Origin of the sequence: Phocaeicola dorei (assembly GCF_013009555.1) — a bacterium.
Taxonomy (GTDB): Bacteria; Bacteroidota; Bacteroidia; order Bacteroidales; family Bacteroidaceae; genus Phocaeicola; species Phocaeicola dorei.
Genome location: NZ_CP046176.1, coordinates 2,150,786 through 2,163,776 on the forward strand (window position 1 = coordinate 2,150,786; position 12,991 = coordinate 2,163,776).

The 12,991-nt window shown below is 38.8% G+C and carries 8 protein-coding genes; all 8 read left to right on the forward strand.

Annotated features, from left to right (window positions below):
* Positions 1-116: 116 nt before the first annotated feature.
* The 8 genes from GKD17_RS08840 (at position 117) to GKD17_RS08875 (ending at position 12,960) form a co-directional block, all read left to right on the forward strand.
* The gene (locus tag GKD17_RS08840) at positions 117-671 is read left to right on the forward strand and encodes an RNA polymerase sigma factor (RefSeq protein WP_007838446.1); all 555 of its coding nucleotides are present in this window, start codon (positions 117-119) and stop codon (positions 669-671) included.
* 48 nt (positions 672-719) lie between these two features.
* Positions 720-1,004 (forward strand): hypothetical protein, encoded by a 285-nt coding sequence (locus GKD17_RS08845; protein ID WP_007838448.1) that lies wholly within the window; start codon positions 720-722, stop codon positions 1,002-1,004.
* Positions 1,005-1,038: 34 nt separating this feature from the next.
* Positions 1,039-4,242, forward strand: a complete 3,204-nt coding sequence (locus GKD17_RS08850) for a SusC/RagA family TonB-linked outer membrane protein (protein WP_007843982.1) — start codon at positions 1,039-1,041, stop codon at positions 4,240-4,242.
* Between the two features lie 23 nt (positions 4,243-4,265).
* Positions 4,266-6,236: a RagB/SusD family nutrient uptake outer membrane protein gene (locus GKD17_RS08855; protein ID WP_007843984.1), complete on the forward strand. Its 1,971-nt coding sequence runs from the start codon at positions 4,266-4,268 to the stop codon at positions 6,234-6,236.
* A 239-nt stretch (positions 6,237-6,475) separates the two neighbouring features.
* Entirely contained in the window at positions 6,476-6,589 is a 114-nt protein-coding gene (locus GKD17_RS23720; RefSeq protein WP_371741506.1) for a hypothetical protein, read from the forward strand.
* 118 nt (positions 6,590-6,707) lie between these two features.
* On the forward strand, positions 6,708-9,866 hold the full coding sequence (locus GKD17_RS08865; protein ID WP_007838453.1) for a SusC/RagA family TonB-linked outer membrane protein: 3,159 nt from the start codon (positions 6,708-6,710) through the stop codon (positions 9,864-9,866).
* Between the two features lie 23 nt (positions 9,867-9,889).
* Positions 9,890-11,665, forward strand: a complete 1,776-nt coding sequence (locus tag GKD17_RS08870) for a RagB/SusD family nutrient uptake outer membrane protein (protein WP_007838456.1) — start codon at positions 9,890-9,892, stop codon at positions 11,663-11,665.
* Between the two features lie 14 nt (positions 11,666-11,679).
* Entirely contained in the window at positions 11,680-12,960 is a 1,281-nt protein-coding gene (locus GKD17_RS08875; protein WP_007843986.1) for a histidine-type phosphatase, read from the forward strand.
* The last annotated feature ends 31 nt before the right edge of the window (positions 12,961-12,991 follow it).

A 12,991-nucleotide genomic window follows, 5' to 3' on the forward strand; every position in this document is an offset into this window, starting at 1 on the left:
GTTTTTCAGCAGGTTATCTGTTTTTTCGGTCCAATAATCAAATATTACCTAAAAAAGTAGCGTATCCTCCCTAGTTTTGCATCATCATCAAAACAACCTATAATTAGTATACTGTGATGGAACAAAACTTAAATGATAAGACAGCTTGCTTGGTAACCGCTTTCCAATCGGGAGATGTAAGTGCATTCTCTACATTATATGATATGCATATTAATCTTCTATTTAATTATGGATGTAAGTTAACTACTGACAAAGAATTGTTGAAGGACTGCATTCATGATGTCTTTGTAAAATTGTATACAAAGAAGGCCGAATTGGGTATCATTGACAACTTCAAATCATACCTCCTCATTTCCTTGAAAAATAAGTTATGCGATGAACTTCGCAGACGGATGTTCATGTCGGAAACGGCTGTTGAGGAACTGAATCCCGTTGCAGCAGGTGATGATGTAGAACATACATATTTGGAAAAGGAAAAAAGTTGTTTTGAAAATATAAAAGTAAAACATTTGTTGGCTCAATTATCTCCGCGCCAACGTGAGGCACTTACCTTATATTATATAGAAGAGAAGAAATATGAAGATATTTGTACCATTATGGATATGAATTACCAGTCGGTACGAAATTTGATGCATAGGGGTATTACAAGATTAAGGGAATTGGTAGGATAATATTTTAAGTTTCCAGGTGAGTACAACTTTGAACCACTATCCGTCATAATGGAAAATGATTGTAACGTGGATACAAAAAAGGTGTATAGCAAGGTAGAAGACTTTTTGAAGGATGACGACTTTATCAAGTATGTTCTGGATGATGCTCCTGAATCAGCTTTTCATTGGGATAAGCTTTTAAAGGAGCACGCAGAACTGCTGAAAGTATTTGAAGAGGCCAAGAATGTATTATTGGTTTCTGATGAAGCAATGGAAGTAATGACTTTATCTGAAGAAAGAAAACTAAAACATCGTATTTTTACTACATTAGAGATAAATAATATGGATTATTAATTAATTTGTTAACCATAGAAAAATGAGAAAAGACATGAAGAAATGTCCGAATCAGACTTTGAGTTACGGCATCAGACGTACTCCTATAGTTTTGGGACTGTCAGCTGCATTATGTATGCCAGCTGCTTTTTCGTATGCAAATGCTGGTGGCAGAATGGACAGTGAGTCGGTGCAGTCTGTTTTGCAAACGCATACAGTTAAAGGTACAATAGTGGATGAAACAGGAGAACCGTTGATTGGTGTGTCCGTGATAGTGAAAGGGCAAAGTACTGTCGGAACGATTACCGATTTTGATGGAAATTTCGTTTTAGATATTCCTACAGGTAAGGGGATGCTTGAGGTATCCTATATCGGTTATAAAACTCAGACTGTGACCATAGGTAAGAACACCCAGATCACTATTAAGATGGAACCGGATACTCAGGCTTTGGAAGAAGTGGTAGTTATTGGTTATGGTGCTGTTAAGAAACGGGATTTGACTGGTGCTGTTTCTTCCGTTAAAAATGAGGATATAACTTTGACACCTGCTACTAATCCTATGCAAGCACTTCAAGGACGTGTTGCAGGGTTGGATATAACTCAGGCCTCAGGGCAACCGGGTGAAGGACCTAAATTGCAATTGCGTGGAACTCGTTCATTTACAGCTAGCGGTGATCCTATGTTTATTATTGATGGTATGCCGGGTGATTATTCTACATTGAATCCTAATGATATTGAGTCTATTGAAGTTTTGAAAGATGCTTCTTCGACAGCTGTTTATGGTGCGGCAGGTGCCAATGGTGTTATTATAATTACTACTAAAAGTGGTAAAGCAGGAAAAATTAATATCAATTTGAATGCCTATGTCGGTTTCAACGGATGGGCCACGGTTCCTGAGATGCGTAGTGGTGATAGTTATATCAATGTACTTCGTGAAGCAAATCAAATTGCTGGAACATATTCTACGGATGAGGCATTATTTTCTTCGCCCGAAGCTTATAAGGCACATTTGAACGGACAATATATAGACTGGGCTGATGAACTGTTGCAGACTGGCGTTACACAAAATTATAGCTTATCGGTTTCAGGAGGTACAGAAAAAACAAAAGCATATTTCTCTTTAAACTTCTCTGATGAGCAGGGACAATTTACAGGCGATAACTATAAAGTATATTCTACCAATATGCGTATTGACCATGAAATAAAAAAATGGTTAAGTGTTGGTGTGAATATGCAAGGATCTTATGTCTATAGAAATAAAGCATATTCCAGATTTATTAATTCATTAGTGTCTGTTCCTTTGGGAACCGTTTACAATGAAGATGGAAGTATCAATGTAACTCCGGTTCCCGGTGATGGAAATACTATTAATTTATTATTGAATCAAGATAAAAGTGTATACCGTGATAACAATCAAAATTTCAAGCTGTTTTTAAATCCTTATATTGAGATTCGTCCCTTTAAAGGAATGACTATCCAGTCACGGTTGAACGCTAGTTTAGGGTACGATAAAAAGAATTATTTCCAAGGTATTGGTTCCTATCAATATTATGCATCAGATGGTCCTAATGCTTCTGGTACTTCTGCTAGTGTTTATGCTCAGATTGATCAGAACAGAAGCTATAATTATAAATGGGAAAACATTTTCACTTATAATTTTAATATCAAGAAAGACCATGAATTTACTGTAACAGCAGTTACCTCTTGGGAACATAATCAAACGGATAAGTCTTGGCAAAAGCAGGATAATATAAAGAATAATTCGTACTTATGGCATAACATGGATGGTACGGGAATTGTTTATTCTAATTATACCATGTCTAAAGGGTTAGGTTTGGTAGGACGTATCAATTATTCGTATTTAGGTAAGTATTTATTTTCTGCATCGGTTCGTCAAGATGGATCTTCAAGACTGGCAAAAGGTAACAAATGGAGTACTTTCCCGGCTGTATCTTTAGGGTGGAGAATATCGGATGAGAAATTTATGCAAGGGACCAGTAATTGGATGAATAATTTGAAACTTCGTTTGGGTTATGGTGTGACTGGTGCAGCATCTATTGATCCCTATTCTTCTGTTGCAACTGTAGAATTGGATGGATATTATAGTTTGGGCGGTCAAAAAACAAACAGCTATAAATTTTCAGAGAATGTAGCTAATGCTGATTTAACTTGGGAAAGATCTCATAACTGGAATATTGGTTTGGATGCATCTTTCTTCAATAACCGTATTGATTTAAGTGCTGATTATTATATAACAAATACGGATGGTGTAATTTGGAAGCAGAATTTACCAGTTGTCAATGGTGCGTACAATGCTTCTAAGTTATATTATATGAGCAAGAACATTGCAAAGACACAGAATCATGGTTTGGAATTAACATTGAATACACGTAATATTGTTAATAAAGAATTTACATGGACTTCTGCTTTGACTTTCACTTTGAATAATGAAAAAGTCAAATCATTAATAGGCGGTACGGCAGACCATGTTAAGAATGAAGACTATTACTTGTCTATAGGTTATCCTGTAAATTCATTCTATGCTCCAAAAATCGACGGTATGTGGCAGTTGGGTGAAGAAACAGATGCAGCAGCATTTGGTTGTGCTCCTGGTGATATTAAAATCAATGTGCCAGGAATGATTAAGGAAGCCGATGGTAAATTCTATAAAGTAGGGGATGATGGTCAGCCTTTGACTGACAAGAATGGAGATATTATCTATTATACTAAAGATAATAAATATACTTATAGTGACGCTGATTCGCAAGTATTAGGTCATAATGCTCCCAAATGGACGATGGGTTTCCAAAATTCATTCACATACAAGAATTTTGATTTGACTATTTATGCTTATTTCCGTTGGGGGCAGATGATTAATTATGAAATGTTAGGTTGGTATGATTCAACAGGTAAGGGTAATTTCCCTACTTATTTTAACTATTGGACGGAATCTAATCCTTCAAATGATTTTCCGGCATTAAATGCTAATCGTGAAACGAAAAGTTATATAGGATATGGTAGTTTGAATTATGTAGATGGTTCATTCTTTAAAATAAAGAATATTACTTTAGGATATACCTTCCCGGAACGTTTGTTGAAAAATGCCGGCATCAGCAAATGCCGTTTATATGCTACTATTACTAACCCATTGACCGTTGCTAAAAGTCATTTGTTGAAAGATTATGATCCTGAAATGAATGGTGCTTTGAAGTACCCATTATCCAAGCAACTGGTATTTGGTGTGAATGTTTCATTCTAACAAAAACATTAAAGACAAAAAAGATGAAAAGATCATTATATAATATGGCTTTAGCCATTTGCACAGCAGCAGCTATGTACTCATGCTCTTTGGATGAGTATAATCCTAGTGATACATCTGGAGAAGGAGAGTTAAAAACTGTAGAAGGCTTGAAAAATTTGGGTACTTATTGCTATTCTCCACTTTATGACCAAATGTTTTCTGCTTCCGATTATTTGGCTGTAGCGGAAACCGGTACAGATTTATGGCTCACTCAAAATAATAAAACAACATTGCAGCAATTGTTCTATTATGAAGGGTTGACTACTAGTACTAATGCTACAGACAAACTGTTTTCTCAAGCTTATGCTTGTATTAATACTTGTAATGCAGTGATAAATCGTGCAGCAGATGTAACTGAGGGAGATAAGAATGTACTGAAAGTTGTAGTAGCTGAAGCAAAGTGTTTGCGTGCTTATTATTATTTGGTACTTGTGACCAATTATGGCAATGTGACGTTAGTAACTACAGAGTCAACAGATACCAAAATAATGAATCCCACTCGTTCGTCACAGGAGGAAATTTACAATCTTATTATAACTGATTTGCAAGAAGCTGCTGCTGACTTGAATACAACTCCTATGGATGGTAACTATGCCCGGGTAACAAAGAAAGCTGCTTTAGGTTTGTTGGCCAGAGCTTATGCGCAGGGAGCAGGTGAAGGTTTAAGCGAAAATGGTGTTTCTTATTGGCAGCGTGCTAAAGAAGTTGCAGAAGACTTGATTGCCAATATGGCTTCTTATAATGCATATTTGTATGATGATGTTGAAGATGTATGGGCACAAAGTAATAATCGTAACAATAAAGAAGCTTTGTTTATAGCTTCGGGACCCCAGGCAGGAACTGATGCTTTTACATATGGTTCGTATGGAGCGAATAAATTATTTACTTTCACATTCTGTGATCCTAATAAATTGAGTGATATTTATCCTGTGGGCAGTAAGCAAAATTACTTCTATGGTCGTGTGAATAATAATTATTATGCACCTTCTAAATATTTAGTGGACTGTTTTGATGCACGTTATGATAAACGTTGGGAAAACTCATTTACAACAGCTTTTTCTCTGTTCTCCATGGTACAGGCTGGATGGCGCACATACGATGATAAGAATGCAACAATTACATTAACTGAAGATTTGTGCACTAAATATGGCATTGATTCTAAATTTGTAGGAAAGAAGATATATCCATATGTTGATGTTAATGCTATTAATCTAGGTTCTAATGGTGGTAATCAATATGTTGCCAGTGTTTGGCCTAAAGGAGAATATTCTGGTGATGTCAATAAGTTGGTTAAAGTGAAGAATCCTTATGTGAATCCTTATCCATTAGCAGAGGATGAAGATCGTTTTATCGTTTATTTATCAAAAGAGTATTTGAGTGCTGCTGAAAAAGCAAAGCGAGGATATATTTGTGTGAATATTGATGATTTGTTTGCAGCAGATGGTAAATACAAGGAAACATTTATTGATGCCCAGCAGACAAATACCTATACTTTATTTCCTTCATTGAATAAGTTTAATTTTAATTTCGAGGGAGGTTTTTATGGAAGTAATTTGCAATGCAAAACTGGCGACATGTTTATTATGCGTATGGCTGAAGTGTATTTGATTGCGGCTGAAGCGGAAGAACGTTTGGGAAATGGTGCAAAAGCAGCTGAGTATTTGAATGTTCTTCGTAAGCGTGCTTGTCGTAATGAAGCTGATTTCGAAGCTAATATGAAATTGACTACTGCCACAGAGGATGATGTGTTGGATGAATATGCTCGTGAATTGTGTGGTGAGTTTACCCGTTGGGCTTTACTGAAACGACATAAAGCTTTTGAAACTCGATTGCCTAAATATAATCCTCGTGCTGCCGCAAATTTTAGCCAGAAGAATTATTTACGTCCTATCTCATATACATTCTTAAATCAGATAGAGAACTCTGCTGAATACGGTACTAATGGTTATTAATATAGCTTTTTGATAATGACATAAAAGGGGGATATTTCCATTTCGGAAAATCCCCCTTTTTTTATTTGTTAATATGATGAGACCTTTGGTCTTTTGATTATCGGGATGTTCTGTCTTTGTGTATATAAAGATGATGTAGGTGGTTTCTATATAATCTATTATGTTCTTATAAATAATCGGAACATGGCTTTGAATTGAAGCCTCATAGTAACACTACAGTAAGTATAAATTGTGCACGAATGGAAGTTGGGGGAGATAATTCATGGGGCTTGCCTATATTAGAATCTTATCGGCTAAAATCAGGCATTTATAAATTTAGATTTGTGATTCGGTTAAAAAGAAATACTAAATGAAAGAAAATATACTTTTTATTTAACGTATTTTTATAATTAATCTTGAGTACAGGAGTTTTTTATATGCGTCATTTGAATAGATATAATAAAATAAATCTTGTTAACTATTATAACAGAAATGAAAAGCATGAAAAAAAGTCCGAAACAAAATTGGGAAAGTAATATCAGACGTACTCCCATTATTTTAGGGTTATCGGCAGCATTATGTATGCCGTCTGCATTTTCTTATGCAAATGCAAGTGACCCTGTTGCCGGTGAATTGGTTCAGTCTGTCCAGCAAGGACGTACTGTCACAGGTAAAATCATAGATGACACAGGGGAACCGTTAATTGGTGTATCCGTACTGGTGAAAGGTACAACGGTGGGTACGATTACCGATTTTGACGGTAATTATTCTTTGGAAGTTCCTTCAGGTAAGAATATTCTTGTCATATCTTATATAGGATATAAGACACAGGATATAACGGTGGGAAAAAGCAATCAGCTGAACATTAAAATGGAGGCCGATACGCAGGCTTTGGATGAAGTAGTCGTTGTAGGTTATGGCGTGATGAAGAAACGTGACCTTACAGGTTCTATTGCTTCAGTGAAGGCGGCTGATATTGTAAAATCACCGGCATCTAATGCCATGGAAGCATTGCAGGGGCAGGTTCCGGGTTTGGATATTGTACGTAATTCAGGTAAGGCTACTTCGGGTGTAACCATTAATATTCGCGGCCAGCGTTCACTGTCCGATGTGAAAGATGAGTTTGGTAACAATGTTGCCAATGCTCCGCTGTTTATCATTGATGGTATGCAGGGAGGTGATTTCTCGGATATTGCTCCGGCTGATATTGAGTCTATTGAGGTGTTGAAGGATGCTTCTTCTACGGCAATTTATGGTTCACAAGGTGCTAATGGGGTAATCATTATAACAACCAAGAAAGGTGCGCAAGGCAAAACAAAGTTTTCTTATAATGGTTATTTTGGTGTAAACGGGTGGGCGCAATATCCTGATATGCTGAGTGGGGAAGACTATATGCAGGTGCGTCGTGAAGCTGCTCGTACTGGCGGTCAGTGGAATTCTACCGCCGATGACCAGAAACTTTTCACTGTGGAGGAATGGCAGGCCATTCAGAACGGTGAGTGGACTGACTGGATAGATGAGGTGCTTCATACAGGGCTTGTTCAAAGCCATCAGGTTACAGCGTCAGGAGGTACGGAAAAGACCACCGCGATGTTGTCTGCCGGATATTATCAGGAAAAGGGTTCTTTCAAAAATGATAAAATGGATAAGTACAACTTGCGTATGAACATTGAGCACAAGTTAGGCAAGACCGTAAAAGTAGGAGCTACTACACAGGTCACTCATTATGCACAAGATGAGCGTGCCGAGAATGTGCTATGGCGCGCTGCTACTAATGCGCCTCTTGGTAAAGCATACGATGAAGACGGTAAAGTGGTAGAATATCCATTAGGAAAGAATGGACAGGTGAGTCCGTTGGTGGATGAGGCATCTGAAGTGGCTGCAAGACATCATGTGCTGAAAACAAATTTGATAGCTAATGGGTATTTGGATTTTACTCCTGTTGAAGGATTGACTTTCCGTTCTAATTTAGGAACCAATTATGCTTTTTATCGTAAGCAGGATTTTGAAGGGGCCAGTTCTATTGACCGTTTGGGACAGAATTCAACGTCACTGTCCAAAATCAAATCTTCCGAAAAGAGTTTTGTGAATTGGGATAATATTATCAGTTATAACAAAACCGTCAAAGATCATACTTTTGGTGCCACTGCATTGACTTCGTGGACACAATCCAAATATACATCAGTGAATGCGCAAGGAGAGGGCCAGTTGGTTGATTCATACTTATGGCATAATCTGGGTGCCAATGACAAAAGCTCTTATGTCATTGGATCGGATTATATACAGCACCAGACTTTCTCGTATGCTTTGCGCTTCAACTATAGTTATAAAGGCCGTTATATGTTGACGGTTTCTAATCGTTGGGATGGTAACTCACGTTTGTCTAAAGGTAATAAATGGGCAAGTTTCCCTTCTGTAGCTGCTGCATGGCGCATTAGTGATGAAGCGTTCATGAAGAATGTGGAAGCTCTGAGCAACTTGAAGTTGCGCTTAAGTTGGGGTAAGACAGGTAACTCGGGTATCATGGCCTACGGAACTCAGTCGGGCTTGACTCCGAAAACCAACTCTGCTTTCCAGGATAATGGCTATACCTATTATATATACAATGAATATGTAGGTAATGAGAATGTAGGCTGGGAGATGTCCAATACCTGGGATCTGGGTTTTGATATCGGTTTGTTCAATAACCGTATTTCGGCTGTTGTCGATTTATACCAGACAAAGACTACTGATATCCTGTTGCCCCGTACTTTGCCTACTTCTATGGGTGGTAGTAACGCAACTCCGTTCAAGATGTATCAAAATATCGGTGCAACCATGAACCGTGGTATTGAAGTATCGGTAAATACCGTCAATGTGGATAACAAAAACTTTAAATGGAACTCCACTCTTACCTTTGCTGCCAATCATGAAGAGATTACCGATCTGATTGATGGCAAAGACATCATTGGATCAGATTCGCATATTACGACTAGTTTGTTGATTGGACGTCCTTTGAAATCATTCTATCATTTTATTAATGAGGGAATCTGGCAGGAAAATGAGGCTGAAGAAGCAGCTAAATATTTTAAAGATTCAAAGAAGACACAACCCTTCAAACCGGGTGATATCAAACTGAGAGACTTGAATGGTGACTATATTATTGATGATAAGGATGAAACTTACCTGGGTAGCCAGTCACCGAAATGGACAGGTGGATTCAACAACAACTTTAGTTATAAGAACTTTGATTTGAACGTATATATTATCGCTCGTTGGGGGCAGATGATTGATTATGAGCTGACCGGTTCTTATGATCCTCAGGGAAAAGGTAACTTCCCTGCTTACTTGAACTATTGGACGCCGGAGAATCCGTCCAATGATTTTCCGCGACCGGCTCAGACCAATTTCTATAACTATCTGGGTTATCAGACTTTGAATTACATTGATGGTTCGTATTGGAAGATCAAGACTGTATCACTGGGGTATACATTCCCCAAATCGTTGACTTCAAAATTGGGCGTGTCCAAACTTCGTGCATATGTCACCGCCAATAATCTCTTCTCTTTTGCCAAGAATCATTTGATTCAGGATTACGATGCAGAACGCGGAGGGTCAGCAAAAGCTCCGTTGCAGCGTCAGTTTATATTTGGTTTGAATCTTGATTTCTAACAGATAAAAAAGAAATAACTATTATGAAATACGGTAAAAAATATATGTTTGTAGCATGTGCTGCTCTGTTATTGGGCATGCAATCATGTGATTTGGAGGAATACAATCCTGCCGGAAGTACCCCGGATAACGTGTACAAAGAACAGGCCGGTTTTGAGGCCCTTGTCAATTCGGCTTATGCTTTTTGGGGCGGTCAGTTTTATGGACGTGAAGATTTTGTGTTATTGCTGAACGGTGGTGGCGATCTTTGGATCAATATTGCCAATTGCGGTTATGGTCGTCAGATGTCTAAATATGAAGAATTGACGGCTTCGGTTGGTCAGATTAAGAACACGTGGAATCGTCTGTATGAAATTATAAACGACTGTAATGCCGGTTTGGAACGGATTGACCAAGTGGAATTCAAAGACAAGAAACTGAGAGATATCCGTTTTGGTGAATTAAGTTTCATGCGTGCTTACGCTTATTGGCATTTGGTTGAAATTTACGGTAACGTGGATCTTAGGACCAAAGAAACTTCTGCCGAAAGTCTTTCAATGAATTGTTATCGCAGCAGCTATGAAGATTTATATGATTTAATGCTGACTGATGCGCAAAATGCGGTGGATAATCTGCCCGTTGATCCTTATCCTGTTAAAGATGTAGGTCGTGCGACCTCAAAAGCAGCATACGGCTTGTTAGCGCGCATCGCACTGACACGGGTTTCCTATTGTGACAGTCAGGCAGACAAAGATAAATATTATAAAATCGCTGAGGATGCGGCTCAATATGTGATTGATAACCAGAGCGCATTGAAGGTGTCTTTGTATAATACACCTGCCGAAGTTTTTGATCCGGATAATAATAAAACGAATAAAGAGGCTATGTTCGTTGTGACCCACTCTACTGAGTCATCATTGAATATGCAGGCTAAAAACCCGAACCGTATGCATATGTATTTCCATGCCAGTTATTCGGCAAGAGCAGGTATGGTACAGGATTATGAATATGGAAATGATAAGAATGCCAAGTCGGGTAGTATGGCGATGATGCCTACCCGTTATTTATTGGAATTGTATAATGAGGATATAGATGCTCGTTATAATGCTTGGTTCCGTGAAGAGTATAAACTGAATACACCCCAAGCTTATGCCTGGACTAAGGATCAGTTGGACTATTTTGAAAAACCGTCATCTATGATTGGTCAGGTTATTCAGCCGGGAGAAACAGCGCTACTTTTCACCAAGAAGAAGATTGCTGGCAAACGTAACTTGCCATATGCTGTCGTCGATATTGATGATACCTATGCAGCCGATGGAAGTGTCAGCAAGAGTGCCAACTTTAACATTCACTTCCCGACATTGCTAAAGTACGAAGATGCGAATTTTGAAAACAAAGGCTTGCCTACCAATTCGCAGGTAGGTGCAAATGATGTGATTACCATGCGTTTGCCCGAAATGTATTTCATTGTTGCCGAATGTGAGATAATGAAGTCCGGAGGAAATAAGGAGATAGCTAAAGCACGTATCAATGACATACGCAGACGTGCGGCTGTACCGGGCAAGGAAGCTGAAATGGAGGTAGGAGTGGACAAGATGACGATCGACTTTATTTTGGAAGAAAGAGCACGTGAGTATTGCGGCGAATTCATGCGCTGGTTTGATTTGAAAAGAACCGGAAAATTAGTAGAATATGTGAAAGCTCATAATCCGGACATTCCATTGATTCAACCGCATCATGCATGGCGTCCTATTCCTCAGATGTTTCTGGACTCTATCTTGAATCCGGATGAATTTGGTCAGAACGAGGGATATAATTAATAAGCATGAAAACGATGGCGCTTTTTAAATATATTGTCCTGTCTGTCTGTTTGTGTGGAATTCATCTGAATGGTTTTGCTCAGTCCACCCGTGAGGCTATATTGGAAGATATAGCCCGGACGGGAGGAGTGTACTATGCTTATCCCGTAAAGGAAGCTATCGCGACTCCTCCGCCTAAAGGGTATAAACCGTTTTATATCAGTCATTATGCACGACACGGTTCAAGGTGGATTCAATCGGAACAGGATTATAAAACAGTGGTTGATATTTTCGAGAAGGCACATCAAGCTGGAGTTTTGACCGCTTTGGGAGAAGATGTTCGCAAAAGAATGGCGTTGGTGTGGGAAGATGCCGAGGGACATGGGGGAGATTTGACCCCTTTGGGTGTGAGGCAACACCGGGGGATAGCCGAAAGAATGTTTCAGAACTATCCCGAGGTATTCAAGGGATCTCCTGCTCTGTCTGCACGCTCTACCGTGGTGTTGCGATGTGTATTGAGTATGGATGCCTTTTGTGAACGGTTGAAAGAACTCAATCCGGCATTGCAGATCCGGCGCGAAGCTTGTGCCAAGTATATGAAATATATGAATTATCATACGCCGGAAGCTGTGAAATTTGTTTCTCATCAGGGACCTTGGTATGAGGAATATAGAAAGTTTAAAGAAAGCCATACTCGTCCCGATCGTTTGGTCACTTCTTTATTTAATAGTCCTGACTATATCCGTAAGAATGTGAATCCTGATGAATTGATGTGGGGACTTTATTGGATTGCTTCAGATTTGCAGAATGTAGAGATAGAGGTGAGTCTTTATGATGTATTTCAGAAAGATGAATTATTTGATCTTTGGCAAGTTTGCAATTATTATAATTATGTATGTGACGGACCTGCACCTGCCAATGGTGGAATAATGACGGCCAGTGCCCGGTCATTGCTTGAAAATATATTGGATTCGGCCGATGAGGCAATCAGGTCCGGGACCCATACGGCGACATTACGTTTTGGGCACGATGGAAATATCATTCCCTTGGTAGCGTTGCTCCAATTGGGCGATATGTGGAAAGCCGAAACGGATCCCGATAAATTTTATCAGGCATGGTGTAATTTCAAGGTCACTCCGATGGCGGCAAACGTTCAGTTGGTTTTCTTCAGAAAAAAAGCTTCTGACGATATACTGGTGAAGTTCATGCATTGTGAGAAAGAAGTTACCATCCCTCTAGAAACGGATATTGCTCCTTTCTACCATTGGAAAGATGTTGAAACATATTATCGTCATCTTTTGCATAAATTGCCATAAGTCTATAAGATGAAAAACGGTGTAAATTCCT

What these genes read in the sequence shown, in the direction of transcription:
- GKD17_RS08840 (WP_007838446.1), top strand. Translation starts at nt 117, where the DNA reads ATGGAACAAAACTTAAATGATAAGACAGCTTGCTTGGTAACCGCTTTC.
- GKD17_RS08845 (WP_007838448.1), top strand. Translation starts at nt 720, where the DNA reads ATGGAAAATGATTGTAACGTGGATACAAAAAAGGTGTATAGCAAGGTA.
- GKD17_RS08850 (WP_007843982.1), top strand. Translation starts at nt 1,039, where the DNA reads ATGAAGAAATGTCCGAATCAGACTTTGAGTTACGGCATCAGACGTACT.
- GKD17_RS08855 (WP_007843984.1), top strand. Translation starts at nt 4,266, where the DNA reads ATGAAAAGATCATTATATAATATGGCTTTAGCCATTTGCACAGCAGCA.
- GKD17_RS23720 (WP_371741506.1), top strand. Translation starts at nt 6,476, where the DNA reads ATGGAAGTTGGGGGAGATAATTCATGGGGCTTGCCTATATTAGAATCT.
- GKD17_RS08865 (WP_007838453.1), top strand. Translation starts at nt 6,708, where the DNA reads ATGAAAAGCATGAAAAAAAGTCCGAAACAAAATTGGGAAAGTAATATC.
- GKD17_RS08870 (WP_007838456.1), top strand. Translation starts at nt 9,890, where the DNA reads ATGAAATACGGTAAAAAATATATGTTTGTAGCATGTGCTGCTCTGTTA.
- GKD17_RS08875 (WP_007843986.1), top strand. Translation starts at nt 11,680, where the DNA reads ATGGCGCTTTTTAAATATATTGTCCTGTCTGTCTGTTTGTGTGGAATT.